At 60.4% G+C, this 26748-nt stretch carries 20 protein-coding genes; 9 read left to right on the top strand and 11 right to left on the bottom strand.

The genetic code is table 11. The features are described from left to right. Nucleotides 1–2: 2 nt before the first annotated feature. From ACSQ12_RS09105 to ACSQ12_RS09095, 3 genes are read right to left on the bottom strand one after another with little or no spacing between them, the layout of a single operon-like run. Nucleotides 3–329 carry a diguanylate cyclase domain-containing protein gene (locus ACSQ12_RS09105; protein ID WP_436066965.1) on the bottom strand — a complete coding sequence of 109 codons (327 nt, stop codon included), beginning with the start codon at nucleotides 327–329 and terminating at the stop codon, nucleotides 3–5. Continuing rightward, nucleotides 329–958 (bottom strand): sensor domain-containing diguanylate cyclase, encoded by a 630-nt coding sequence (locus ACSQ12_RS09100; protein WP_436065120.1) that lies wholly within the window; start codon nucleotides 956–958, stop codon nucleotides 329–331. Before ACSQ12_RS09100 ends, ACSQ12_RS09105 begins: the two co-directional genes overlap by 1 nt. Then, a complete protein-coding gene (locus ACSQ12_RS09095) occupies nucleotides 936–1586 on the bottom strand; it encodes a PAS domain-containing protein (RefSeq protein WP_436065119.1) in 651 nt (216 codons plus the stop codon). Before ACSQ12_RS09095 ends, ACSQ12_RS09100 begins: the two co-directional genes overlap by 23 nt. Nucleotides 1587–2345: 759 nt before the next feature. Between ACSQ12_RS09095 and ACSQ12_RS09090 the strand changes: the two genes are divergently transcribed. Continuing rightward, complete coding sequence (locus tag ACSQ12_RS09090; RefSeq protein WP_436065118.1) at nucleotides 2346–3377, top strand: DUF4192 domain-containing protein; 1032 nt, start codon at nucleotides 2346–2348, stop codon at nucleotides 3375–3377. A 6-nt stretch (nucleotides 3378–3383) separates the two neighbouring features. Here the strand turns inward: ACSQ12_RS09090 and ACSQ12_RS09085 are convergent, their stop codons facing one another. The 4 genes from ACSQ12_RS09085 to ACSQ12_RS09070 form a co-directional block, all read right to left on the bottom strand. Then, on the bottom strand, nucleotides 3384–4244 hold the full coding sequence (locus ACSQ12_RS09085) for an alpha/beta hydrolase (RefSeq protein WP_436065117.1): 861 nt from the start codon (nucleotides 4242–4244) through the stop codon (nucleotides 3384–3386). Nucleotides 4245–4551: 307 nt separating this feature from the next. Continuing rightward, on the bottom strand, nucleotides 4552–5001 hold the full coding sequence (locus ACSQ12_RS09080) for a hypothetical protein (RefSeq protein ID WP_436065116.1): 450 nt from the start codon (nucleotides 4999–5001) through the stop codon (nucleotides 4552–4554). Beyond that, the gene (locus ACSQ12_RS09075) at nucleotides 4998–6026 is read right to left on the bottom strand and encodes a hypothetical protein (protein WP_436065115.1); all 1029 of its coding nucleotides are present in this window, start codon (nucleotides 6024–6026) and stop codon (nucleotides 4998–5000) included. The genes ACSQ12_RS09080 and ACSQ12_RS09075 overlap by 4 nt, the downstream gene beginning before the upstream one ends. Next, complete coding sequence (locus tag ACSQ12_RS09070) at nucleotides 6023–6454, bottom strand: hypothetical protein (protein WP_436065114.1); 432 nt, start codon at nucleotides 6452–6454, stop codon at nucleotides 6023–6025. Before ACSQ12_RS09070 ends, ACSQ12_RS09075 begins: the two co-directional genes overlap by 4 nt. 421 nt (nucleotides 6455–6875) lie before the next feature. Between ACSQ12_RS09070 and ACSQ12_RS09065 the strand changes: the two genes are divergently transcribed. Continuing rightward, the gene (locus tag ACSQ12_RS09065; protein WP_436065113.1) at nucleotides 6876–7631 is read left to right on the top strand and encodes a hypothetical protein; all 756 of its coding nucleotides are present in this window, start codon (nucleotides 6876–6878) and stop codon (nucleotides 7629–7631) included. Between the two features lie 195 nt (nucleotides 7632–7826). Here the strand turns inward: ACSQ12_RS09065 and ACSQ12_RS09060 are convergent, their stop codons facing one another. Next, nucleotides 7827–10751, bottom strand: coding sequence for an NACHT domain-containing protein (locus ACSQ12_RS09060; protein WP_436065112.1), 2925 nt, complete (start codon nucleotides 10749–10751; stop codon nucleotides 7827–7829). A 917-nt stretch (nucleotides 10752–11668) separates the two neighbouring features. Between ACSQ12_RS09060 and ACSQ12_RS09055 the strand changes: the two genes are divergently transcribed. Together ACSQ12_RS09055 and mobF are read left to right on the top strand one after the other, a co-directional pair. Continuing rightward, the gene (locus ACSQ12_RS09055; protein ID WP_436065111.1) at nucleotides 11669–12013 is read left to right on the top strand and encodes a hypothetical protein; all 345 of its coding nucleotides are present in this window, start codon (nucleotides 11669–11671) and stop codon (nucleotides 12011–12013) included. After that, nucleotides 12010–15582, top strand: coding sequence for a MobF family relaxase (gene mobF, locus ACSQ12_RS09050; RefSeq protein ID WP_436065110.1), 3573 nt, complete (start codon nucleotides 12010–12012; stop codon nucleotides 15580–15582). The genes ACSQ12_RS09055 and mobF overlap by 4 nt, the downstream gene beginning before the upstream one ends. A gap of 1095 nt (nucleotides 15583–16677) precedes the next feature. Here the strand turns inward: mobF and ACSQ12_RS09045 are convergent. Beyond that, on the bottom strand, nucleotides 16678–18381 hold the full coding sequence (locus ACSQ12_RS09045) for a restriction endonuclease (RefSeq protein WP_436065109.1): 1704 nt from the start codon (nucleotides 18379–18381) through the stop codon (nucleotides 16678–16680). 278 nt (nucleotides 18382–18659) lie between these two features. Between ACSQ12_RS09045 and ACSQ12_RS09040 the strand changes: the two genes are divergently transcribed. Continuing rightward, the gene (locus ACSQ12_RS09040) at nucleotides 18660–19784 is read left to right on the top strand and encodes a DNA-binding protein (RefSeq protein ID WP_436065108.1); all 1125 of its coding nucleotides are present in this window, start codon (nucleotides 18660–18662) and stop codon (nucleotides 19782–19784) included. Beyond that, complete coding sequence (locus ACSQ12_RS09035) at nucleotides 19781–20227, top strand: hypothetical protein (RefSeq protein ID WP_436065107.1); 447 nt, start codon at nucleotides 19781–19783, stop codon at nucleotides 20225–20227. Before ACSQ12_RS09040 ends, ACSQ12_RS09035 begins: the two co-directional genes overlap by 4 nt. An 8-nt stretch (nucleotides 20228–20235) precedes the next feature. Here the strand turns inward: ACSQ12_RS09035 and ACSQ12_RS09030 are convergent, their stop codons facing one another. Together ACSQ12_RS09030 and ACSQ12_RS09025 are read right to left on the bottom strand one after the other, a co-directional pair. Continuing rightward, nucleotides 20236–21084 carry an AbiV family abortive infection protein gene (locus ACSQ12_RS09030; protein ID WP_436065106.1) on the bottom strand — a complete coding sequence of 283 codons (849 nt, stop codon included), beginning with the start codon at nucleotides 21082–21084 and terminating at the stop codon, nucleotides 20236–20238. Between the two features lie 127 nt (nucleotides 21085–21211). Continuing rightward, entirely contained in the window at nucleotides 21212–22351 is a 1140-nt protein-coding gene (locus ACSQ12_RS09025) for a hypothetical protein (protein WP_436065105.1), read from the bottom strand. A 908-nt stretch (nucleotides 22352–23259) separates the two neighbouring features. Here ACSQ12_RS09025 and ACSQ12_RS09020 point away from each other — a divergent pair. The 3 genes from ACSQ12_RS09020 to istB all read left to right on the top strand — a co-directional run bounded on the left by ACSQ12_RS09020 (nucleotide 23260) and on the right by istB (nucleotide 26658). After that, nucleotides 23260–24078, top strand: coding sequence for a hypothetical protein (locus tag ACSQ12_RS09020; protein ID WP_436065104.1), 819 nt, complete (start codon nucleotides 23260–23262; stop codon nucleotides 24076–24078). An 88-nt stretch (nucleotides 24079–24166) separates the two neighbouring features. Further along, a complete protein-coding gene (gene istA / locus ACSQ12_RS09015) occupies nucleotides 24167–25843 on the top strand; it encodes an IS21 family transposase (RefSeq protein ID WP_436065103.1) in 1677 nt (558 codons plus the stop codon). After that, on the top strand, nucleotides 25840–26658 hold the full coding sequence (istB, locus tag ACSQ12_RS09010; protein WP_436065102.1) for an IS21-like element helper ATPase IstB: 819 nt from the start codon (nucleotides 25840–25842) through the stop codon (nucleotides 26656–26658). Before istA ends, istB begins: the two co-directional genes overlap by 4 nt. The last annotated feature ends 90 nt before the right edge of the window (nucleotides 26659–26748 follow it).

The raw sequence follows: 26748 nt of genomic DNA, 5'->3' as shown, positions 1-26748 counted from the left end.
GCCTAATCAGCCCCCTGCAGCATCAGCTCGGCCGTGTCGTCAGCACCTGCCGCTGCGATGCCGACGCTGACATTCAGGTACACCCGGCGTCCGTCAACCTCGAAAGGGCGCCGCGTGGATTCCCGGATTCGCTCGGCCAGCTCCTTGGCACCCCGCATCAGCAGGTTCTCGCAGACAACAACGAACTCGTCGCCTCCGAACCGGGCCACGGTATCGTCGGCCCGCACGGCAGCTTTCAGCCGCTTCCCAAGGAGTATCAAAATGGTATCGCCGGCTGCGTGTCCGATGCCGTCGTTGATGAGTTTGAACCGGTCGACGTCGACAAACATCACCACCGGGCGGGAGCCCGGTCAATGCAGCTCTGGAGCACCTCGGTGATCATATATCTGTTCGGAAGACCGGTCAGAGCGTCATGGCGTGCCTGCCACTCCAGAATCTGTTCCGCGTCCTTGCGTTCCGTGATGTCCAGGACGGTGTCCAGAAACCGCAGGGGTTTCCCGCCCGGGACCTTCACACTCCGGACACGTGAATGCAGCCAGCGCTGCTCGCCATCGGCCCTGATGATCCGGTATTCGAAATCCGCTGCGTCAGCCCCGTTGTCCAAGCTCTTCCACACCTGGCGAACCGGATCCTGGTCCTCCGGATGGGTCAGCTCCAGCATGGAATCCCGCGAGTGCACAGCCTCCTCTGCCCGTCCGATAATCCGGGAGAACTCCTCCGAGTGCCACGTCTCCCCGGTCGCGACCGTGTATTCGACGCTTCCGACATGGGCCATCTCCTGGGCAGCCAGGAGCCTCTCACGCTCGGCCGCGGCTGCCGCCTTCAGCCGTTGAATCTCCGTAACATCCCTGGCGATCGCGGAAGCACCAACCTGGGCGCCGTCAGGGCCGTAAACCGGAGACACCGTCAACTCCACGTCGATCAACGACCCGTCCTTACACCGCCAGCGCGCCTCCACACCGGTGACGAACCTTCCGCTGCCAATGCGCGCTGCAACTTCGTCGTCGAAACCGGAAGCCGCCCCCCGTATTCAACAGCCGGTAGCTCTGTCCGACGGCGTCCCTGGAGCTCCAGCCGAACATTCGTGCGGCTCCCGCGTTCCAGCTGGTAATAGTCCCAGCCAAATCCGCGCCGATGATCGCATCCCCGGAAGATTCCACCATGGCTGAAAGCCGGCGCAGGATCGCCTCGCTGGGCTTACGGTCCGTGAGGTCCTTCGAGATCGCCACTACCGCGACAGGAACTGTGTGCCGGCCCCGGATCGGGCTGACCGTAGCGTGAACCGGGAAGTCAGGACCGGCACGCCGACGCATCCACAGCTCACCGGCCCAGTCCCGGCCGCGCGCGAGTGTCTCCACGATCTCTTGGGCAGTCGGACTTTGCCCTGGTGGCTCAGCACCGCCGACGATGGCGAGATCGGTGATCCCTTTCCCCAACACCTCCACCTGGCTGTATCCGTAGAGCCGCTCCGACGCCCGGTTCCAATAAGTTATCCTCCACTGATCGTCCATGCCGATGACCGACTGGCCGATATCATCGAGCAACAGCGACTGCATAACCAAATCATCATGGTGCGCCTCAGCCATCTATATCCCCCCGGACAACCACCACTAACAGGCACCCTTTGCCACAGCGGCGTCAGAGCGATGTGCCATTCTGATTTTGTAGCCTAGCCCGGACTCACGGCAGGAACTATAGAAAGCACACCGGGTTTTTCGCCGCCTGAATTTGAAGGCCCACCAAAAGTGTTGACTGGACAGGGTGCCAGGACAGCAGCATTGGGCTTCATGTCGCAAACTGCTGCAAAGGCGAAACTGGCCTATTCAGGTTGCCGAAACCCCGCAACTGACCGTCACTCCGCAGGCCCGGTCAGTCGATGACGCGAACCCTCTCGCGGGAGCAGATCCAAGGAAAGTCGAGACAAGCATCGCCTTGATAACACAGCTGAATACAACAGCCCCTCGAGGGCAGGTCGCAGGTTCAAAATCCCGCTCGAGGCGCCCAAGTCTTGACGCAAAGCGTCCTGAGTTCCGGCTTCCGAGGCGTCATGCCGCCCCACTCCCCCGCGCCTATGAACCACCAGAAGCATCTTCGCTGTTTGTCATTCTGATCCCCATCATCGCTGGGCGGATCCTCCACGCAACCAGGGCGCTACGCGCCGGTCACGATCCAAAGTTTCGTTCGGCGCTCCTCCGTCGCTTATTTCCTCGCGAAACTTTGAATCGCTCCCGGTTCCCCAAGTTGCCCTCCGGACCCTCAAACCCAGCGGTGACTCCATGTATCAGAACGACGCACAAATCTGACAGACACATCCGGTGCCCGCCAGTTGCTGAAGGAGAAGGAACATGGAACCGCTCACCATCAAAACCCCGGCCGACGTCCTCAGTTTCGTAGGGCACACCCTCGGATTCTGGCCGCACGAGAGCCTCGTCTGCATCACCCTGGACGCCAACCGCGTCGGCGCAACACTCAGAGTCGACCTCCCTAATCGCGAAGGCGGACTCAGGTACGCTCGCACAGTGGCCGACTACCTCGCCCACGACACCAGCGCCGCCAGCGTGCTCTTCGCCGTCTACACCTCCGAACCCCAGAAACCCGGGCAACCCCAACCGCACGCAGCCACCGTCGCAGCACTGACCTGCGCACTGGCCGAACGCGGAATGACCATCCGCGACGGGCTCCTCGTCGGAGACAACACCGTCTCCCCATACGACGACGATCCCCACGAAGGACCGACACTCCCGCTGAAGGCGACCCAGTCCAGCCAGATCAACGCCGAATTCGTCTACCGCGGCAGCACCATCGCACCGACAAACCACATCACCCTGCCGGCCTCGACCAAAGAAAGCCGCACAGCGGACGCCGTCGATGACCGCGTAAAAACAATTCACAGCATGAACGCGGGCGAGGCCCTCGAGCAAGCAAGGACACTTTGGGAAGGCATGTTGGACGCAATCTCCTACCCGGACGACGATCAGACCATCGCCCTGATTGCCAACTTCCAGGCCCCCGCCATCCGCGACCAGCTCATGGCCGACATCCCGGGAATCGACGAACCAATGGACAGGGTTCTCCTGGCCCAAACACACGGCGGGCCACAGTGGTCCCGGGTCGAATGGGCACAACAGCTGCTGCTCCACGCGTACACACACAGCAGCACCAAACACTCGGCCCCCATCCTCACCGCCATCGCCTTCATCAACTGGTGGGAAGGCCGCGGCAGCAAAGCCCACCAGTTCCTGCAACTCGCCCTCGAAGCAGACCCCGCCTACCGTCTGGCCAGGCTCAGTGACCTCATGATCGGCTCCGGAATGGTCGCCGGCTGGAACATGGACAAGGACAGGGCCTTCCGCCCCTGGGGCCTCGAAGCCTCCTAGCCGCTGTCATAGGGATACGGACGACGACGGCGGGACGTTCCGGAGCCAGTCCTCCACCGCCGCGTCCCATCCATCCGGATCCGCATTCCACTCCTGCGTATGCTCCGCGGACGGGAAAGTGAGCAGCGTTGCCAGCCCGGGGAGCCGGCTGACGAACTCGCGGGAAATGGCAAAGGGCGTCGAGCGGTCCCCTTCATTGTGGATGACAAGAATGGGAACTCTGAGTTCGTCCGCCCGGGCCAGGAAGTCCAGGGTAGGAAAGCTCAACGGAGCATCCAAGCCCGTGATCCAGCGCGTACCAGATGACCCAAGCATGTGCAGTCCAAGCCGGGCAACCCAACCGGGAAGCATGCTGGATCGGGCGTTGGCCACCAGCGTGCTGCTCCAGTCGATAACGGGGGCATTGAGCACCAGCCGAGAGATCAGGTCCCGAGACTCCGAGGACGCAGCCAGCTGAAGGGCAATTGAGGCACCGAGGGACCAGCCGAAAAGCACTATCTGGCGTGCACCTTGCCCCACGGCATAAGACACCGCAGCTTCAACGTCATGCCATTCGGACTGCCCCAGGTGATACCGGCCGTCCGCGGATGCAGGCGCATCCCGGTCGTTGCGGAGGGAAACAACCAGGGATGTATATCCCAACCGGTCCGCAACCGGCACGCCGCGCAGTGCTCCGGCTTTCGATCCGCCCAGGCCATGGATATGGATGGCCCACGTGGACGAATCTGCGGACGCCTGCCTCGGTGTGAATTTCCAGGCGGGAGCTACACCGTTCTCGACTGGAATCTGAACGTCCGAGTGGGGCAGCCCTAACGGTTCCGGCGTCGGGTAGACGTATCCGCTCCAGATGCCGGCCTTGGCAGTCATGAGATCGCCTGAATCCACCCGTTCAACGCGGCGGGTTACCGTCCCCGCGGCATTCTCAGACGACACGACCTCTCCAATGCAGGCATGCCCTGTGCCATTGGCAAACCAGATGCTGTAACGGCCAGGCGCCGTCGTCCGTGCCGATGCGGCCAACTCCACCATCAACGTTTCGTCGGCGCCGAGGAAGACACGACGGATTTGCAGATCTTCCCTTCGCAGCGTCTTGGGCACCACAACTTCTCGAGCAAAATAGGCCGCTGCGAGGAAGGCGGCAACGCCACAACCTACGGCGACAACTCCAGCGGCCCTACGCATCGGCGTCGTCCTCGGAAGCTTTCAGACGTTCGTCGATGGCTTTGCGTAGGCGCAGCAGCGTCTCCGGAGAAATGCCCTGCAGTTGTCTTGCAGCGAAGTTTCTCACGCGGTTTTCGCGCAGGGTGCGCAGTAGTTCGAGCTGCGCATCCACCAAGTCGGGAACTTCGCCGGCGTCGTCCAAAAGGTATCCGGGGTCAACGCCGAAGAATTCCGCGAGGTTCTGTAAAAGCAACGGGTCCGTCGCCAGTGAACTGTCGCCGGCACGCATGTAGGCCCAGCGGGAGCGGGACAACGGCGTGCCGCGGTCCGACATGTGCTTGCTGATCTGCGGATAAGTCAGGGGCGCTGAACCCTGGGCCTCAAAAAGATCCAGGAGGAGATTCAACTTCCGCGCGAGTCTCGCCTGCGGCTGCTCGGGGATCCCAGCGTCGCTGTCGGTCACGGCGTCGTTTCCCCCTTCCGTGAAAGCCTCAGTGGCCGAACCCTGGATGCTGCCAACCGGGTTCCGAGGTGCTGCTCCGTTTCTCGCAGAACATCCAGATCATTCTCGCTCAGCAATTGGGCAAGGTGCGGGTCCACGAACAGTGCGTCCTGGATCTCCACCAACATCCGATGCAGTCGGCGCTTGGGGGCATCGTGGCGGCCGGTCGCAGTTGGAGGCAAATCTAGTCGGATCTCGGATCGCTCAGACGTGAGTCGGTCCCAGACGCCAGACAGTCGCTCGACGAGAACAGCTGCGGCCCGGGCATCAGATCTGCGCTCCAGCCGACGCGCGACGGGCGGCAAGGCCAAACCCACGCAAAGGAGGACCATGGCGCCCATAAGCGCGACGTCGTAGACGTAGGAGAGCCGCGTCATCGCTGCCAGATCCCCCATGAGATGAAGAACGTCCATCCCCAGCACGGCAAGGACCAACACCACAGCCAAAGCGCAGCCCAGGCCGATGAACTCAAAAGCGATGCGAAAGTACGGCCTCGCCATCTCGCCGCGGAACCTGAAACAGGTCAGGCCGGTGATGGCCACCACCACGCCGATGTAGAGGAATTGAACGCTTGAGTACACGGCTGCCGGCCACTGGCTTCCGAAGTCCCTCATGAATGCGGTGGAGGTCCGCGGAGCATCAACCAGGCTGAAGCTGACAATGAGTGCCACAACCACAATCCCGAGAACCGTTAGCCCTGCTCTGCCGTGAATGTCCACCGTCTCGCTGACATCGGCTGCGCGCAGGATCGCACAGGAAAGGAAGTAGATACCAACAACCATGAAGATATTGGCTATGAGGTCGAGCAGATTGCGGTTACCGAGGACGTGGTCTCCCGCGATATAGATGCTGTCAACGTTGAGCGTGAGTGCAGTGGCGATGGTTAGTGCCGCCGCTAGGATGCTCTTGTCTTTGCGCCGCTTCAGATCCGGCAGTAGGCACAGAGCCAGACACCAGATCACGGCTGCGGCAATTTCCTGGATCATCCGAAGATCCGTTCAAATGACCGCGGCTCGAGGCTGCTATCCCGGATTGCTGCGGCAAAGAGATCGGCCAAGGTTTCGGCAGCTGCCTCGATATGGTCCAGGAAGTCGCTTCGCCCCAGGATCCGAGACACCTTTTCGCCGGACAGGTTGGGAAACAACGTCTCCGCATAGTTTGAGGACACCACCAACTCATCGTGCCGGAGCACCATATGGCCCAGTTCGTGAAGGATGAACTGCTGGCGATGCAGTGCCGACGGCGTCGGCGCGTGCAGGATTATCTCCGTGCTGTCCGTGGACAGCCACAAACCGCAGACTGATCCTCCGTTCAGGGACTCGGAAACATCGACCTCAATCCGGCGATGCCGGAGGTTCTCAACGATCGATATCAGCCGCTCCAACGAAAGGCGGCTCGGCAGATTGAGTGCCAAGAAGCCTGCTGCAGCGCATCGCGCCGCCGAATATTTGGCGGAAGCTGTGCCGTCCATCGGAACCCCATCCTGCGGCCGCCGGAGTGTGCCGCACAGTCGCCGTTTCATCCAAAGGCCCCGTCTTCCTGGGACCGTCAAGAATCGCCTAACTTCCATTGAACGCCCCTGCTCTGGACATGTCCAGAGCCTGACTGACTCCAGGTATTTCCAGCGCACAGGTCAACCGCCCATGGTTATGATCCGCGACCCCTCACAAACCCTGGCGGGCTTGAGCGTCCGTGGTGTTTGGTGCACCCGACTTTGAACGAAACGGCAGTGTGTCCAGACGACTTTGAAAGGGAGTCAGACCGGTGATGGGGGCGTCGGTTCTGGCAGGATGAACATGAGTTGAGGTGGTAAACGTACTGGAAAAGGTGATCCTGTGGAACCGGTTGATATCGATCAATATGAAGTCGAATCGGACTTCGAGCTACCTGTTGACCAAATCGGGACGGGCACCGGAGGGAAAGTTCTCCTCGCCGCAGGGGGAGCCGCACTTGGGGCATTAGTCCCAGCGCTAGGCGTCCCTATAGCTGCGGGAACGGCGGCACTTGAGGTGCTGCGTGAAAAGCTTCAAAAGCAGCAGGAAAAGCGCATGGAAATCCTTATTCAGGCGGCCTCTACGCAAGCCGAGACTGATCCTGTCAAGTTGGTTGAACGGATCGTCCAAAGTGATGACCTTGCACTCCTTGCCGCAGAAGCTATCGATGCTGCGAGGCGTACGAGACTCGACAGTAAGGCCGCTTCCTTGGGACGGTCTCTCGGCGCAATACTGCAGGACGACGCGCTGATAGACAAGGAGAGCATTTGGATCAGAATCCTTTCCGTCATCGAGCCGCCTCATATTCGGGTGTTGAAGTATTTTGTCACCGGCAAGAAGTTGCGAAACGGTTCAACCTACTGGAAGCCAGGGCTAGCAGTATCGGTGCAGACCGTCAGTGATGGCCTAGGGCTGGAGGATGCGGTCCTTCCCTTGGTCCAAGATCTGCTGCGCTGTGGCCTGCTGATGAATCCCGGCGGCATCGACGGAGGGACGGCTGAAAGGTTAGTTCCTGACTCCCTGAGTGAGGAACCAAGGGCCACGCAGCTTGGAGCGGAGCTGTTCAAGCGTTTGGAGTTCGCGGCCGACGAAATCTGAAACGTTGGTGTGGCACTGAGCCCGCTCTCTCGAATCGTGGCCCCCCTCGTCTAATTGCCAGGGCGTTCTGAATGAGGCGCGTACATCTTTGTCGTAGCCGTGTTGGATCAAGTTGGGGGCACCGTCTCTCATGCGTCGACACGGGAGGGGGAAACCCAAGGGCGTTGCCGGCACTTGATAGTTCAATTGGTGTCTTCAGGAGGCCGAAAGGGGATCCTCCCACGTCTCCGGCCATTCGGGATGACTGCGATCAATGGACCTTCTTAGCTGTGTCCGAAGGAAGTCACCAGGATTGGCATCGGCCGGCTCTAGGTCCTGAAGTACGGAAGCAACAAGGGTTCGTGCGCTGTCAACAACCATCAGATAGTCAACGAGTGCGGTTGCCTTTGCCTCAGAGTCGTTTGAGACTGCTCGGATCAGGACCCCCCCGAAGCTGAACTCTGTGACTGGAATCCGTGCAAGGAGCGCCAAGACTTTTTTTCTGACCGGCGCTTTTACGGATCTGTCGTTGGAGAGATGGGGCGTGATTACTGCCGCAAGATCCCTCGTTCCGCTATGTGTGAGCGCCTTTCGGCTCCAGCCTTCTAATTGCGCAACTTCAGGACGCCCTTCTGAAAAGTGGAGAAGAGAGCCTCCCGTTTGTGGATCGAGGCTTCGCATCGCCGGATCAAGCTTGCTGCGTCCAAAGACACCTGCCTTGTCGGTACCCCTCTTCCAATTGGCTAGGAGGAAAAGTGTGGCAACTCTGCCGGGTCCACCGTTCTTAAGGTGGAGTTGAATACCTTCTGTGACCAGTTTCCAGGATTCAGGATCCGCCTGGGCTATGTCTTTAAGCACGCCATTCAGCTTCATTGTGTGAGCACCGGGAGCAACTGCTAGAAGATCCAACGCTATCCGCGTCAGCCGGCGACGGTACCGTGGCGAGTTCGTGGCTATGTCATCATCCAGGACGTCGAGGGCAAGAAGCGGGCCCAGACAGCAGGCACGGGACACATGCGACTGGGTGCTGATGTCGTCGACAAGCGCTACGAGGCTATCCCGCAGCGTCTCATGTTCTTCAAATAGACGTCCGGCCCCAAGCAGCCAGGTGTGGCGCCAGTGGGTTGAATGGGCCGTCGCTGCGAAAGGCTCGAGGGCGTAGTGTTCCCCTCTGCTGAAGAAAAAGGAAGCGGCCATGAACTCTTGGAGGCTGCGCAGCTCAAATCCAACATGACCGGCGGCCCGAGGAACCAGCAGAACGAGTCTGGTCAGCGCCGCCTCCGAGAGGTCTTTCCGGATACGATCGGCCGTCTCTTGTGAAAAGTCCTCACCCGCACGGAGCCGTTTCTCTATGACTTCTTCGAACTGTGATTTCGTAAGGAGCGCATCGGAATGACCTACGAGTTCTGCTTTCTGCTGAAGCGCCAGTCCGACGCGTTGATGTACGAACTCCACATTTTTTCTCTGCTCCCGGAGCAGCTTTGCCAGATGCGAGTGACTTTTGTTCATTTCGCGTTCGTAAATGGTGGAGAAGTAGGAACGAAAGAGCTCATGCTTACTCTCTGGCAAACTGACCCTACGAGCCAGCAACAGCGTCATGATTGTTACCTGCAGCGGCGTGACCATCAATCGTGAAGTAGCTTCCCGGGTGAGAGCTTCTCCGGCCTGTTCGTTCACCCGAAGACGAAGTTCTTCGTCGTCGGCATACTGGACCGCAGACAGCTGTTCCACATAGTTCTGCGCCTCTTCCGGGGCAAGCGGCGCCAAAGTCATGTGCTTATAGACAGCAGGGTTCATTTCTTGGGCGTAACCCTGTGGCCTGGTCGTAGCAACGACAAAGAGATCTGCTTCGACGTGGCGGGCATCCGTCAGAAAATCTTCTATTGTTTCAAAGACCTTGTCTCGAACAGACTGGGACGGCACCTCATCTAGGCCGTCCAGGATTAGTATCCAGGGCCACTTCACGAGCCACTGCTTGAGTTTTGCTGGTGTCACCTCGCCTTCAACGGACGTTAGTTCGCTCATTTTGCTGGCCATAAACCGTAAGATGCTTATGTCTTTGCCCCCTGCAACGGCATCACCCAGCTCGTTGAGCTTGATAGTGAAAGGCCACCTTCTATTTGAAGGTAGGGGAATCCCAAGGTCACTGAAAATATGTTTCGTCAGAGTCTTCCGAATGTTTTGCTCTGTAGGGTCAAGCTTGTGATCCGGATACTCCTCCAACAAGGCCAACCGGTATGCCTGGCTCAGCAACTGGCTGAGGGTAGATTTTCCCTGCCCCGGGCCGCCCATGATGACGACATTGGACTGATCCGGTTTGTGCTCACTGGGTCGAAGCATCCTGTCACCCTGGGCGATGGTCTGACTCAATACTCCGTTTGCACGCCTATCCGCTGGCGACTCCGCAGCAATCCGGCGACTCGGGTCCAGTACCGGGAGATCTATCGCAACACGGGAAAGCGGCAGCCTGGTGGTTGGATCCCCACCCGACTCTCCTAGCCGCACCCACTGATCACGCTTCAGGCTCTTAATCGTGTGGGTTTCGTATACGCTCTGCAGGCTGTTGTCCGACAATCCCAACGCTTCCTGCATTTGGCCTAGAAGGTCGCCCGGAGTAATGAACCCGCTGTAAGCACTCCGGATGCTTCCATGCACGTCCAACAGCGTGCATATCTTGTCCCCGTCCCAAAAGTCCCATCCCTTGAGGCCCAGGTCGCCGAGTTCGTCGTCGAGGTAATTCTTGATTAAGTCGACTCCTCCCGTCTTGGGAACAGCAGACAGGAATACGTTGGTCGTGATGAGTAGATATTCAGGAAGTGTTCCGTGTGCCCGGCGCGCTTTGGTCTTGTCCTTCCATCGATCGAGTTCAGCCTTTATCTCGCCCTTCAACCAAGTCGCATTCCGTCCTACGTCCGCAGGCCGTTGTCTGAATTTTGCTTGTACGACCCCATAACCGTGCCAGCGGCCCTGCGGAGGTGCCGGCTCGGGATATTTCGTGGCGCCTTCAAAAGTTGCTTCTCTACCGCCGTCCTTGCCATCGCCGAAGGGGCGCACGGCTGCGCCGAGCACTGCCACGGCTAAAGCCCGAGTTACATGCTCGAACTCCCGCGTTCCGAGACGTTCAAGTTGATAGTCGCTCATCGAATCTCCTGCTTGGTGAACCTGCGCGTACTTGTGAATCTATAGCAGTGAACGATCGCACCCTGCAGTTTTGCGGCGAAAAACAACATCTATCCGGTCGAATCGTTCCTGAACCTCAAACAAGTGATGACCACTCGCGCAGCTGAGCGCCAGATGATGTTTCTAACGGCGTTTCAGCGCCGCGTCGGACGCGATTTCGCGGTGGGCCCGTCCGCACAGCGGCGTTAGCCGCTCCGTACCTGGGCCTCGGAATAGAGCCGCTGTAAATCCTGGCCGCCCGGCCTAATCATTGATGTCAGGTTAGTGAATTTCAGGAAAGGCACGCTGATGGCTGCGGAATTGCCAAGATTGCAGAGGATGCAGCAGCAAAATCACGGACACGCTGGGCCTCACCAACCCTCATCGATGAGGCCATCGCCGAAACACTCGGGGTATACAGCTCTGGCAGGTCGGCGCCGGCGCGCTAACACGCCAAAGCTCAACCTTAATGGCTTGGTGTCGGGCCCGAAAAATCGTCCTCACGTGGCTCGGGTCAGGCTGATAGCAGCCACGTTTGCATGGTTTTCCCTCGATGACTCTGAAGGTCCGTCGGCGACGGCCGTTCGACTCCTCGCCCCTAACCTCACCCCTCCAACCTGACCCCCTCACACCTCTGGCATCCAAGGCATTCACCGTGAGCGCGGACTCACGGCAAGTCATGTCGTAACCAGAGCTTTCAAAGATGAACCACCGTGAGCGGGAAGATTTGCGGGGAATGTGGCGTGAGCTTCGCGCCGGCGCGCTCGTCGCAGCGCTTCTGTTCCACGCGCTGCGCCAACCGACAACGCGATCGACGACGACGGCACGCAGGTGCCGTGGCGAACCCGGCTCCCACTGCCCCTGCTCGACGCCGGGGTTTCGATACAAATCTCGCCCCAATGGAGACTCACCGCAAGGCGTCGGCAAGGCTGACTGCCGCTCTCGCCAGCAGCCGACAAGGCCAAGACGCCCTCCGCAGCCAGCTCCGATCCCAAGCCGAGGACATCGACCGACTCGAAGCCGAGAACGCCGAGTGGCGTGACGCCATCAGGACCCTCCGCGCCAACCTCGCACGACTCCAATCCATCCATCAGACCGATTCCCAGGACCTGGTTCACCTCGCCGGCAAGCTGCTGGCCCTGACCCAGGCAACCGGCGTCGAGCTCCACAGCAGCACCAAGGCACTCTTCCGCCGCCGAGGCTGGACGGCCACCAAACGGAACCCAGAAACCCAAAGCCAATGACCATGTCCATCGCCCGGCTCTCCGCTCAGTCGGGCCTGAAGTATCTCTTCAAGACCACCATGATGGACGATCTGACAATCACCCCCGCCGACGCGACCACGTACTACATGAAAGCCGGAACACCGCAGGGCCGTTGGCTCGGCTCCGGTTTGCCAGGCATCAACCGGACCGCCGGAGACGTCGTCACGGAGCCGGACGCCAAGGCAATCTTCGATCACGCCACTCACCCGGACTCCGGTGCAACTCTGGGCCGCCCCCACGGCCAACCCACCATCGTGCAAAACAGCCAGGGCCGCACAGAGACGCGGCACGCCGTCGTCGGCTTTGACCTGACTTTCAGCGTCCCCAAATCCGTCTCCGTCCTCTGGGCACTGAGCCACCGGGCGCTCCAAGACAGAATCCTGGCGACACACCACGAGGCCGTCAGCGCCACTTTGCAATGGCTCGAAACTTACGTCATCCACACGAGGGCCGGCCGCAACGGTGTCGCCCACCTCGGCACACGGGGAGCCATCGCTGCTGCCTTCGACCACTGGGAGTCGCGAGCCGGGGATCCGCAGCTCCATACGCACATGGTCATAGCCAACCGCATCCAGCGCATCACTGACGGCGCATGGGTCACGCTCGACTCGCGGACTCTGTACAAGGCTGCGGTGGCTGCCAGCGAGCACTACAACGGTCTCCTCTTCGACGCCCTCCACCGGCGCCTAGGCACCGATACGGACGTCCGTGTGCCGGCCGCGAACAACCACAACCCCAGCCAGCAACTGACCGGTGTCAATGATGCGCTTATCCGCGAATTCTCCAACCGCTCGCGTCTTATCGATCTCGAAACCGACCGGCTGGTGGCCGAATGGACCGCCAGTCACGGCGCTCCCCCGACCGCGACAACCACCATCAAGCTCCGACAGCAGGCAACTCTCTCGACCCGAACCGCCAAACCGGAAACAGCCATCCCGCTCCACCAGCTCTCCGCCCAGTGGCGCGCACGGGCAGCCGCCAAGGGCTTCGAATCCGGAGAAGTGCTCGCCAACACCATTAGGCGCTCCCGGACAGTGCCGTTCCGCACCGGTGACTTCACCCCGGACTGGGTGGACGCGGTGGGCTCCCTGACCCGCGAGCGCGTCGCCACGAAGCGCGCCACCTGGAACCGGTGGAACCTTCTGGCAGAAGCCGAACGCGTCTGCGCCGAAATCCGCTGCCACACTCCGGCGGACCGACACACCCTGATCGATGCGATCGCCACGGCTGCCGAAGCCCAGTCCGTCCCACTGAACGAGTACCGGTACACCCTCCCTGCCAACGCCCAGGCCGATCTCCGCTTCGCAGACCACAGCATCTTCGACTTCCACGGCTCCCGTCTCTACACGGACGCTGCCACCCTCGCCAATGAGGACGTCGTGTTGGGAGCAAGGAACGACGACGGCGGCCCGGCGGTGAGCGCCGCCGTCGCCATGGAGTCACTGGCGAGCTACAAACACGGTGGTCGGCTCGATCTGCACAGCGACCAACGCGCGGCGGCAGCCAACGTCCTGCTTAGCGGCAATCGGCTCGACGCCGTTGTCGGTCCTGCCGGAACCGGCAAGACGACCACCCTCGGCGCGGTCAAGGCAGCCTGGGAAGCGGAGTTCGGGGCCGGAACTGTGGTCGGGTTGGCGCCGGCGGCTGCGAGCGCCGAGGTCCTTGGGCGGGAGCTTGCACTGACTACGGAGAACGTAGCCAAGTGGCTCTACGAATCTGTCGGTCAGGGCGCCGGCAACCGGGCCGCACAGTTCTTCGACACCGAGCAGCGGTTGGCCAATCACGTGGCGCCCAGAGGACCGCACGCCACTCGCCTCGCCCAGAGAGCCACCCGGCTTGCCGCAGAACAGGACAGGTGGCGTTTTCATCCCAACCAGCTGGTCGTCGTCGACGAAGCCTCCATGGTGTCCACCCACCAGCTGTCGGCACTTGCACAGCAGGCCCGGGATGCCGGAGCCAAGGTGCTACTAGTGGGAGACCCAAGGCAATTGGACGCCATCGACGCCGGCGGTGTCCTCGGGTGGCTGGACCGGCAAGGCAAAACAGTGCGGTTGAGCACGATTTGGCGGTTCAAGGAGGCATGGGAGCAAGGCGCCTCGCTGAAGCTTCGTGCCGGGGACTTCGGTGCCATTGCTGACTACGACAGCCACGGGCGCATTCAACACGGGGTGCACCTCGACATGGTCGACCAGGCGTACCTCAGGTGGAAGGCCGACATACTCGCCGGCAAGTCGTCCATTCTCATCGCAGCCGACAATGACACGGTTGGCATGCTCAACCAGCGCGCCCAGGTCGATCGCGTGGTCCAGGGCGCCGTGGATGCGGAAGACTCGGTACGGCTCAGCGACGGACTTCATGCCGGCACTGGCGACACTGTCATTGCTCGCCAAAATGATCGGGCCATTACCGATAGCAGCGGTGACTTCATCCGGAACGGAACCATGCTCGACGTCGTCCGTACAGGCAGGCGCGACGGCTCGCTGACCGCAGTTCGCCGGGACAGCGGCGCAACGATTAACTTGAGCCGTGACTACGTTGAGGCGTCAGTTGAGCTGGGATATGCGACGACGGCCCACCGCTCGCAGGGCCTCACCGTGGACACGGGCCACACTGTGGTGACACGAGGCAGGCTGACTCGTGAGCTGTTGTACGTGAGCATGACACGGGGACGCTCAGTTAACTACGCGTACGTTAGCGAGAATGATCCGTTAGATGACGAGCCTATGGATCCCGCCATGCAGGCCTCGTGGCGGCAGATCCTGGGCGAAGTCCTTGCCGCCGAAGGCGCCGAACGGACGGCTCACGAAGTCCGTGATGCCGAGCAGTCGAAAGCGGACAGCTTGGAGCGTCTCAGTGCTGAGTACGACTACCTCGCACAACTGGCAGCGGCTGACGATCTGAGGGAGTTCCTCGAATCGCGCTCGCCGGGCAGGGCCTCCGAGCTACAAAAATCGCCTTCGTGGGGTGCGGCTGTAGCTGCGTGGCGCAGGTCAGTTGGAGTCAGCCGACCGAGCACGCAACGCGCTGTTGCCGCCGCGCTGGAACCGAGCGCATCCGCTCACGACACAACGGCGGTCGTCCATTCCCGGCTCCGGCAGTTCCTGTCCGCGATGCCCGCGGGCGGAATTGATCCCTTGACCGAGGAACTCCGCACCGTTCGTCCCGACCTTGCCAACATGATCACCCAGGTGCGGGAGCGGATGCAGCGCAGGACGGACCACGTCACGAAAGCCGTGATGATGAGTGACGGCGAATGGAAACGGAACCTCCTTGAGGCCTTGGGACCGTTCGTCACTCATGAGGAGGCAACTGGTGTGTTTCGCCGAATTGCCATCTATAGGGATCGATGGGACGTCGACGATTCGCCGCTGCCTCTCGGGCCAGTTCCTGCGGCTTATGAGTGGGAGCAAGAAGAGCAGCGTGCAAGTATCGATCGACTCGTTGAGCAAGCAGGCGCCTCCTCCCCCAGCCCCATGGAATCTCCCAGCTGGACTGATGACCCGAATACGTGGGAAGACCGCCTTATCAATGTCGGCTGGCAACTCTAAACTGGTCGGGAAGGTAATCCATGGATACGAACCCAGTCCTGAAGCCGAAGCTGGCGACACCTGCGCTGATTCTGAGCAGCGTTGCAATCGCTGTCTGCGTCGTCTATCTCGTCGGGACCGCGGCCGCCCATGGGCCGGATGACTTGCTCTTGCCACTAACCGCGGCCCTGGCAGTCCTCGCCGCCGCTGTCGCCGGGGCGGTCTGGTTGGTCCGAGCACGTCGTCGGCGTGCATGGATGGCTGGCGCTAACGAAAAGTGGGATCACTTCAACGACATGAAGCGAAGAAGTGGCACGACGGCAGAGGTCACGGTTGTGAGCGTTGACGCTCTTGAACCCACAGGATCGTGGATCACCATCAGATGGAACCGCTTCGACCACGTTCAGGGTGCCTGGCTAGAAGCCTTACAGGACCCAATTTGGCCAGGCTCCGTGCTGCTTATTTCACCGGATCCAGCGCAAGTCTGGCCCGGCGCACCGTGGCCTGCAAATTACTATCTTAGAGCTTCAGATTGCTTGGCCTGGGCACCGCCTATTCAGGCCCCCGCCAGGGCACGCTACTCGCCACCGGTTCGGACGCTCTCAGCACCAGAAATTCAATCTCACTCAATGAACAGGACTACAGGGGCCAACTACGAAGCATGACCTCAAGTCATCGGTCGTCATAGGCAAATATCCTGCTGCGATCGTCGCGCTTGGGCGCAAATTTCCCTTGGCGCTCAAGTGCCGCAAGCACGGGTGATCGGGCGCGGGCCTCAAGGTGTACGAGGCGCACCGGGTATCAGTTTGCCCTACGAGGTTACAGCTGGGCAGCAGAGCCCGTCAGGGGCCGGGGCGCCCTCGAGCTATGGGATCGACTCGGCGGGCGGACCCGCAATTAACCGGGCCGTTCCGGCGACGTCGGGACGAGCAGTGTTACCGGCAACGAGACCACGGTCTGCCGTGCGGAGGTCGCCTTGCACCAGGCTGCAGTCGGCTCCAGTGATTGTTGAATTAAGAGATGGGTCCTTCTTAGGCAGAATCTCCCCCGCTTGCCGAACCTTCGACCTACGCGACCCTAGGCCGACGCCCGCACCAGAGTGGCCGGCCGCAGCTGTCAGCCGGCTGGTTCACGTTCAAGTCGGTACTTCACTAAGCGTCCTGGTGTCTGGAGCAGGACATACGTCCTCCCCTCGATGTCATGGTGACCGAGAATGGTGGGGCTGTCGAAGTGGGCAATGACCTGTAGTTCCACTTCCTGCTGGCCGATCGTGAACTCCAAAGGTACTGATGCCTCAAAGGATCCCTCGGGCGTTACGCCATCGAGGTCGATAAGGATCCCGTCTTCTTCTCCATAGGTCACCAAGGCTTCTACTCCTTGAAGTAGCTTTTCCGCCAACTGCCAACCTTTGACCTGCTCGTCTTGTACAGCGGCAGAGTCGGGCACCTTGATCACGATGCCCGTCTCGGCCTGCAACCTTGCAAGGAAGCCGAAAAGCTGCACCATCATGGTTAGTTGCTTTTCAAGCGCTTCAGGCCATTGGAAGGCGAGGTTTGAATCGAGGATCCCCTTCTCAGCAGGTGTGTAGCGTCGACTCAGCCGACCCACGTTCGGTGCATGACAATGGCTCAGAAAAGTCAGAGCCGGCAGAACTTTCGCCACTGGCATGCCTGTCAGGTCATTGAAGGTCAGACGCCGACTCGAATCGTTGCCGGAAAGGTTGTAGCGATCCTCCATTTCGAACACCCCGTTGATTTCCTGCAGAATGACTCTGTATCCCTCTGTGCCGTGGCTTCGGTCGGTGCGGTCCAGGTCCACCGCTCCCAGCACCTTCAGATCCGGAGTAAGAATCTCCAGATGAAGCTCGGGATCATCCCCCAATTCTTTATTGGTCGACCAAGCGGAGACAGTCGCTCCGTCCAAGGTTCTACCGAGGCCGCCGGGAGCGTCGAGCTTGCCGCTGAAGGATCCGTCAGGGCTCTGGAAGGGAGAGCCGTACGATACGAAGTCTTGAAAGGCTTTGTGGGCGGCGCTGCCAGCCTCAACCGTCAATTTGCCGTCAATGTGAATAGGTCGCTCAACCGATGACGCCGCGCAACGTGCGATAACGTCCACCACTGACCATTTGCCGGTGGCGTTGTCTTGGCTCGCCATGTGCAGCACAAGCCCTGGACGGGAGGAAAAGGAGGGCAAATCCCCGCTTCCGAATCGATGCTCATAACGGTAGTGAGGATCATCTTCAAGTGTGCGCAGCGCCCCCTCCACCAGTTCTTGCACGCTAGGGACGCTCAAACCGCTCGCTGTGTTGGCTACACCAAAAGCAGTCGCGACCACCTTGTAGGCCTCCTCCATCCGGGAGCGGCCGCCGTGAAGGTAGTAGTCAATGACTTCCGGATACTTGGTGGCTAGCGCTTCAACATGTGCCAGCCCGTTCCAGATCGTTTTGACTCCTTGTTCTTTGCCAAAGTCCTGCAACCATTTGTCAGCTTCCGGCGAAGGGTCCCAAGGCAGAACAAGGTGCCATTCCTCCACGTTGAGGCCGGCCCATCGAGGGTCTTTCATGAGTGTCTTGAGCGATTTTTCTACCGCGCCCTTCTCGGTTGAACCGAGCGGTTCCGTATAGCGCTTTACCTGGTAGACGACATCGCTGCCCCCTGGCCCGGCACCACGGTCAAGAATGTCGACTCCGCCGTCGCCTTTTGAAGGAGTAATGCGTGTGGAATTCGGATGCTCACGGTTTACAAACATCGCAACAACGGCTTCTACGTCAGCTCCGTCCAGCCTTGTCCATTCAACTCTTGTCATCTGGCTATTTTGCATGAACCAAACTATTCGGAAGGGACAACGCGCCTTCTTATCGGAGATGGGCCCCAAGTACGGCCGGCAGAGCATCGTCGACTTGTTTGCGGACCTGCCCCTGAGGGGCCGTGCGAGATTGTCTGTACCTGTGATTGGCGTTGAGATCCCCTTTTACGATTCACACGGTGTACATTGCGGAGGCATAGACCAAGGACTGTTTCTGCGGTCAAGGACTGGAGTTTGGGGGCTTCACGGTGCGTGTGATCATTGCGGGAGAGTCAGTGCCGATTGATCGATCGGTGTTCGTTGATCTCCTGGAGAACTCTGTGGTGAACGGGCGTGCACCGTATGTCCACGCCCTCGAGCAGTCGAAGATCCAGTACTCTGAGCTCTTGAAGCTTGCCCGTAAGGCGGAGGTTCCGCATCCACTGTTCTTCGCTCCGCCGGCCGTAGTCCAAGCACAATTGCGTACCAAGACCACGAAGCTGCTGCAGGGCGTTGCGCCCGACACGTTCACAGTGAACACGCGGACGACCGTGAAACTGCGCGATGTCGAGTTGATCGTGAAGGACCTCCTCCGCAAACAGGAACTGGCCCGAAAGCACGACCCCACGCTCGTGAAGAACAAGATCATCGGACTGCTCCGAAAGCCACGACCGACCGTACGGGAAGACGCCGAGGCGCTGATCAAGGAGATCGGGCTCGACCGTGATGCCATCCGTCAGGCACGCAAGAAGGAAACCGCGCTAGAGCTGATCGTCGAACGGCTCGAAGCCAATCAGGTGCTCGTGTCCCGGAGCGTGAGAGGCTACATGCCCCAGCTCATCGAAGTGCACTTCAGCGGCATGACCGTGCGCGACTCAAAACTGCCGTACATTTTCCTGACAGGAGGCGACCACGGCGACTTCCAAGAGCCTCATGGTCGGCAGATCTTCACCCTCGTCCTGATGGCTGTGCTCGTTGCCCGGGGGATCTTCGCTCCAGTCAGCTATGACGCGAACAGCACCGCTCCTGACGCAGGCCGCGAGTATGACATAGTGGGTGAAATCCTCATGCCCGCGGCCGAGCTGCAGAGAATCCCATTCGAAGACCTCGATGATGTGAAAGCCGCTGCAGACCTGTTCAAGGTGACCCCGAGCGCCGTGGCCGTCAGGGCGATGCGCCTCGGCAGGCTCAGCCCACTGACCGCGACCGGGTACCTGCGCGAGCTCGAAGAGGAGTTCCGCGCCCGGAACAAGCCGAGCCGGACGAGCCAGCCGAAACCCGTCAACGCGGTAAAGAAGTACAGCGGCCGCGAGCTGACGGCGCGCATGCTCCGCGCGGTCGAGGAGGGCCGGCTCTCCCAGCGCGAATTCTGCCGGGTCGTCTGCCTGAATCGGATCGGTCCCAGTGACATCGGCGAGCTGAAGGCGGCGCTCCGATGAACGAGGAGATGTACCTCATCGATAACAACGTGCTTTCCCACTTGTCGCCGGCACAGCAAACAAGTGAGTTCTTCCATGCGCGCTGCCGGATCCCGTCCGAGGTGATCCACGAAGCGGACGGGTACTCTGACGCCGAGGCGGTCAAGGAGGCCGAATACCCGACCACAGCGAGCGTGCTGAAATTCCTCCAGAGAGTCATGGCCTCCGTGCCTGAAGACGACACTGCGCTCGTGAACCTTTACGCAAACAAGGGAGCAGCGGACCCGATGCTCGTGGCGTGCGCGCTGGACGGGATGCAGGAATCCGCGAACTGCCTGTTCGGCCCGGCATGGATCATCGTGTCCAACGACAATGCCGTCCGCGCGAAGGCGGAAGAATTCGCAGTCGAGTCGTGCTCGCGAGAAGAATTCGCCACCCGGACGCAGCAAAACTGGAAAGTTTGAACTGTGGGTTACCAGTAGTCGTCCAGGCCGTATTGGCTGCTGAGGTAACGGTCTTGGCGTTCCCTCAGAGTCTCCATGGAAACAGCTTCTTCCTTCAGATCGAGAGACAGAAGCGGGAAAGTCCATTTCTCACGAATCAGACGTAAGGCACTGCCTAGCCCCTCGGACGGACCTGTGTCCGGGGCCAGGGCCGCTGTAAGTACCTCCTGGGCCTTGTCCCGGCAGAACTCCCAGCGAGTACCTGAGTCGAACGATGCTCCCTTCCACACGCCCGCCGTAGCCCGCACCCCTCTCTCGGTGAGAAGTCCTGCATGCTTCATGGCGAGAACGAGCCGGGCCGTTTCAGTGTCGATGTGAAACTGGTCCGGGTCTCCTCCCGTCCACATGTAGCCCTCATCTGTCTCCTCGTAGTCAACATAAAGGGCGTTCTCTCGGGTCCTGAGCAGATTATTGCGCCAGATCCAGTCCACGTCATTGGGTCCGTCGAGATAATGACTCGGACGAAGCCATGTGAGGTAACGTTCGATCTCACCGAAATCTGCAGGATTGCTGGCGTGGACATTCGCGTAGATCAAGCGCGGCAGGTGCGAGTAGAAATAGTCGCAACCCTTGCGAGCCATCTTCTGGTCATGCGTGCGCGCGATATCAAGGAGAATGAGCGCCTTGGCGCTCTCCTCGAGGCAGATGGCTTGGAGTGCTCCCGCCCCGGACTTTTGGCCTTCCCTCAAGAGTCGTTCTATCGACAACATCAATTGCTGAACATGGGCTCCCAGATGCTCCAGCCCGTCGCCGATGACGGAAAGTCGTTCCTCCCGCTTCAGATCGAATATTCGGTGAAGTCTGCGTGCCTGCTTCATAGTGCCGGCCCTTCGGAAGAGATTGAGTTATCCAGAACCATCGCACGTCATGCTATCTGAATCGAATCGGACCTGCCGCGTCACCAAAAGGGTTACCGTCAGCCGCGGCATGGGATTCTTGTGGCACCTAGGAGCGCCGAACGTCCTGGACTGTCCCGTTTAGCGCCCGAGCAATGTCATACACGCCCATTCCGTCGCCTGCGACCCGAAGGCTGACTTCGAGTGCCTCTACGTTCTTGGAATCATCGAGGTATAGCGTGACGTCGTAGCCCTCGTCCCTCATGGTAAGCAAGATGCCGTCCGACGAGCTCTGGAGCGGTGCCGCCACTCCGATGCTATTTCGAAGGGTGTCCAGAACGGCAGCGACCGTGCCGAGTACCTCCACCTCAACCTCACTCCACGGCTCGAAGCCTTCGTCCGATCGCCGTTCTGACAGCCGTTGCAAATCCGTCGGGCGAAGAATCAAGAAGTGCTGGTCGTAAGGATGACTTGATTCGTACTCTTTCAGGTTGTCGTATTGCACCTCAGGTCGGCAGACTCCCGCTTGTTGTCTGTAGCTGCTGTCCAGGTAACGCCAGCTGTTCCTTCGGACACTAGATTCAACCTGCTCTTGAGAGTCGAGAACGCGTTGAGTACTTAGTATCTGGAGTATTTTGTATGCAGGCGCAACGACCCCAACCTGCGAGTGCATCCCGGTAGCTTGCGTATTGGCCTTTTGACTAGCCTGCTCCAGAAGGACTTGACTTTCGGGATTCTGCTTAGCATCTTCAGCTTGATGGCGCTCCTTGAAATGACCAACGTGGACGCCCAAGAGCCGGTACTCCCCGTTTTCGAGTTGAGCGAATACCGGGGCTCCGCTCATTCCCCGGGAGGCGCTGCTTTCTACAAGATAAGCAGCCATCTTTCCCCAAGCTCCTTCGATGGTCCCAACGGGCACCATGGCGAGCCGACCAAAATGCGCCATGGGCTCCAATCGCAATGGGTCCCCGGGCACGAACTGGAGTAGTCCGACTGTGAGGGTGGGCAAGCCTATTGGTGCAAGGTCGCTGTACCGCTCCCTGCGGAATTCCAGGAACTGGTCGGCACGTATCGCACGGATCGATCTCCCCACAACCTCATCAGAGTACAAACCCGAATCTAACCGTTGAACGGCAACATCTATCCAGGCTTCATCAACCCAGTCGTCATCTTGGCAAAGCTCGTCGCATTTCATAGTTGACCAAGCGTTGGGGTCTAGTTCAGCCGATTGGATTCCCACGTCGCCCATCCAGGAGCATTGGGCAGTTAGATTGTGCGGATCCCCATACTTTGCAGAGGTGCAGTGGCGTGCAGTCACCACGTATACGTGGTGATACTCCCGCCCACCTATGGGCCGCGAGAATGGAACGGTCACTACGAAGCAGGTAGCTACCCTTAGTCCAGCCTCGTTAGTTAGGAAGAGAGCGGTGTCCAGTGCTGAGCTGGCGGTACAAAAACCTCCTGAGCGGGGAGAGAAGTTTTCATTTACTTCGGGCAGGTCTGACAGCGCAATCATCCTTCTATTCGGTTGAGCTACTCACCAGCTCAACTCCACATTCTTGGGGCGCGAACTCCTCAAAGTCAACCTGTCGTCACAAGGGATCCGATGATGAGTCGGAGTGGATCGAGAAGACCCCCGGTCAAGCGAACTGCGCCTGGGCCACTCAATGCATCCGTTCGCCTGCGTCTTCCCACCCCGCTAAGGGGTCCTCTTCAAAATCATGTCTCATTACTCTCAGTCGTGTGGATATTCCATATCAGCCCAGCGGGACAGGTTTCGATGCTTTGGACAAACTCGACCGAGTCGACAGGAGCCGGCTGAAGCGCAGCTACGGACGAGGCACCGTTTCGCTCGGCGATGCAGAAGACGTGGCCCTCGCCATCGCGGGCGACGTGCCGCGATCGCTAGCTGCCCTTCGAACAGATCCTTCCACGGCAATCGGTGACGGGCTTTACTCGAACATCTGTCACCAGGCACGGTTCATCAAGCAACGGCCCATGCGGTGCCCTTTATGGCAGCTGTCACGGCCGGCGACGTGCCGGATGGGTTCAGGAGGCGCTACGAAGACGACGGTGCCACAGTTGGCCATTCTCAAAAGTTGACAAGTCGCATCGATTGAAGACTGAGTCGATCATTGGTTCTGGACGTTACTAACCATGGACCGACTCGGATGGGATATTCCTTTGCCACAGCACCCTAAGCCACTGAGCGTTTTACAGTCCAAAGTCTTGAGATGGGTCAATGACGGCTGCCCGGGCAGCATCTTCGAAGGCTACTCACATCGGATAGCCGCCCGAGCCTTGGCGGACGATCGCTACATCACCATTAAAGGCAAGGGTCCGACCTGGACCGCCAAGATCACCCAGCGGGGTGTGGAGCTCCTTGAGGGTATCGATGACTCCGCTGCCAACAACCACACCCACGAATCTGAGGCCGACAAATTTATACAGAAGCTCACTGCCGCTGGTGGAGTTCTTGAGGTCGAGGGCGGATACTCGCACACCGCAGCCAACGATGCCCTGATCCGTGACGTCATGAAGTCAACTCTGCGCCCGAAAGGCTACAAGCTCGAGATAACGAGCGTCGGGTCGTGGCAGAGCCCAAAGTACGAGGCACGGTGGACGCGCCATTTCCCTGATGACGTCGACGAGCGTCCGGTCCCGGTCCCAGACACGGTGAGCAAATATCACCCGGTCGCCAAAGTGTTCCGGGACGGCACACGGGGCGTGTCGAAAGAGCACGTCGCCCGTGCAGCCAAGCTGCTTCACGCACTGGCCACCGAAAGTACAGCCCGCGGCTACGAAGTCACACTGCCGTCGAGCCACAAACGCACCGACACCCGGAGAACTACAAGTCTCGATGGCGACATCGCCATCACGATCGGCACAACCACCGTCCCACTGGAAATGCGAGAGCTGGCTGTGACAGGTTTGGATGGCCCCGGTAGGACGGTTATTTCTGGCCCCACTTCGTGACTCGCCGGGCATCTTGTGACGGTTATTCGTGGCCCCACCTTCAACGTTGGATTCATCACTGGATGGATGCGGCGGAGGGCTGGTCTGGATGGAGTCGAGAGTGGAGTTGTTCGCGCGGATCCGAAGGGACGCCCGGGTTGAGGGCCTGTCGGTTCGTGCGCTGGCAGTCAAGCACAAGGTTCACCGAAGGACGGTGCGGCAGGCTCTGGAATCAGCTGCCCCTCCGGAGCGCAAACCGAGACAAGGGGTGGCGTGGCGGTTGGAGCCATTCAAGTCTGCGATCGACGCCATGCTGGTTGAGGACACGAGTGCCCCGCGAAAGCAGCGTCATACCGCGCGCAGGATTCTTGCCCGGCTCGTCGAGGAGCACGGAGCGGAGGATCTGTCGTATTCCACGGTGCGTGACTACGTGCGGGTCCGCCGGGCCCAGGTCGATGTGGAAGCCGGCCGCCGGGTTGAGGTGTTCGTCCCGCAGGAACACCCGCCGGGAGCCGAGGCCGAGGTGGACTTCGGTGAAGTCTGGGTCGTGCTGAACGGTGTCAAGACGAAGTGCCACATGTTCGTCTTCCGCCTCTCCCACGCGGGCAAGGCCATCCACCGTATTTACCCGACCCAGGCGCAAGAAGCTTTCCTGGAAGGCCACATCGATGCCTTCAACGAAATCGGCGGCGTGCCGGTCAGGCACATTCGTTATGACAACCTCACGAGCGCGGTCACAGCGGTGGTGTTCGGGCAGGGCCGGCAGCGCCAGGAGAACGACCGGTGGGTGTTGTTCCGTTCGTTCTATGGCTTCGATGCCTTCTATTGCCAACCTGGCATCGCGGGGGCGCATGAAAAGGGAGGGGTTGAGGGCGAGGTGGGCTGGTTCCGCCGCAACAGACTCTCCCCAATGCCGGTCGCGGAATCCTTAGATGAGCTCAACGACCGGATCCGGGCCTGGGAAGTCCAGGACGATCGCCGCCGGATCAACGACAGGATCCGCACTATCGGCGAAGACTTCGCAGCCGAGCAGCCGTTCCTGGCACCGCTGCCAGCGGAGGAGTTTGATCCTGGTCTGGTGCTGAACCCCAGAGTTGATAGGTCTTCGATGGTCACGGTGCGGATGGTGAAGTACTCCGTCCCGGCACGGTTCATCGGTAGAAGGATTCGGGTGTCCTTGCGGGCCTCCGAGGTCGTGGTGTTCGACGGCCGTTCCGTGGTCGCCAGGCATCCACGGATCGTTGCCAAGAGCGGGCAGTCAGTCCAGCTGGACCATTATCTGGAGGTTCTCAAGACCAAACCCGGTGCGCTCCCCGGTTCCACCGCTCTGGCCCGGGCACGGGAGTCCGGGGCGTTCACCAGCGCCCATGAGGCCTTCTGGGCTGCCTCCCGCCGGGTCAACGGCGACGCCGACGGTACCCGTGAGCTCATAGACGTCCTGCTGCTCCACCGCTCGATGGACGCCGGGGACATCTATTCGGGGATCACCGCGGCGCTAGGAGTGGGGGCGGTGAGCGCCGACGTCGTTGCGGTCGAAGCCCGTAGACACGCAACTATTTCGTCCGGGGGTGGGGCCGGTTCGGACCGTCATCCCGGTGCTCATGCTGAATTGGATGTGCAACGGGTTGTCAGCCTGACGCAGCGCCGGCTGATGGACCCTGCCGCGGTCATCGCAGGACTCCCGCCAGACACCCGGCCCGTGCCATCGGTGAGTGCGTATGACGAGCTGCTGGCCAAACGCACCGAACACCATGCAGGAACCGCGTCGAAGGAGAATATCTCATGAGCCCCACCGCCCAGGCCGCCACCATCACCCCGACCCTGCGCCGGCGGCGCGGCCTGACCGAACAGGCTGCCGTCGCCGCCGTGGACCAGGCATGCCGCCGGCTGCGACTGCCCACGGTCCGGGCGGTCCTGGACGAAGCCCTGACCGTCGCCGGGAGGGAACAACTGAGCTACCAAGGCTTCCTGGCCGAACTGCTGCTCGCGGAGTGCGATGACCGGGACCGGCGCTCCTCGATCCGCCGGGTCAAGGCAGCGAACTTTCCGCGGGACAAATGGCTCGGGGATTTTGATTTCGACGCGAACCCGAACATCAACGCCGCGACCATCCACACTCTGGCGACCGGGGACTGGATCCGCAAGGGCGCGCCCCTGTGCCTGATCGGCGACTCCGGCACCGGCAAATCTCACCTGCTCATCGGGCTCGGCACCGCCGCGGCGGAGAAGGGCTACCGGGTCAAGTACACCCTCGCGACCCGGCTGGTCAACGAACTCGTCGAGGCCGCGGATGAGAAAGTTCTGGCCAAGACCATCGCCCGCTACGGTCGGGTCGACCTGCTGTGCATTGACGAGCTTGGCTATATGGAACTGGACCGCCGCGGTGCTGAGCTCCTCTTCCAGGTCCTCACCGAGCGTGAGGAGAAAAATTCCATCGCGATCGCAAGCAACGAATCCTTCTCCGGCTGGACGAAAACCTTCACCGATCCGCGCTTGTGCGCCGCGATCGTGGACCGGCTGACCTTCAACGGCGCCATCATCGAAACTGGTACGGACTCCTACCGGCTCGCCCACACCCTCGCCCAGCAGACCACAAGCTAGACGCGGGTCCTGACCCAGGCTTTCATGCCCGGCATTGATCAGGTGACTTCCAGAAGAGCCGTGCCTGATGGGAGCCCCGGACGGCTTGCT

Origin of the sequence: Arthrobacter sp. LjRoot14 (assembly GCF_964253905.1) — a bacterium.
Classification (GTDB): Bacteria; Actinomycetota; Actinomycetes; order Actinomycetales; family Micrococcaceae; genus Arthrobacter.
This window is presented reverse-complemented; position numbering and strand designations above follow the sequence as displayed.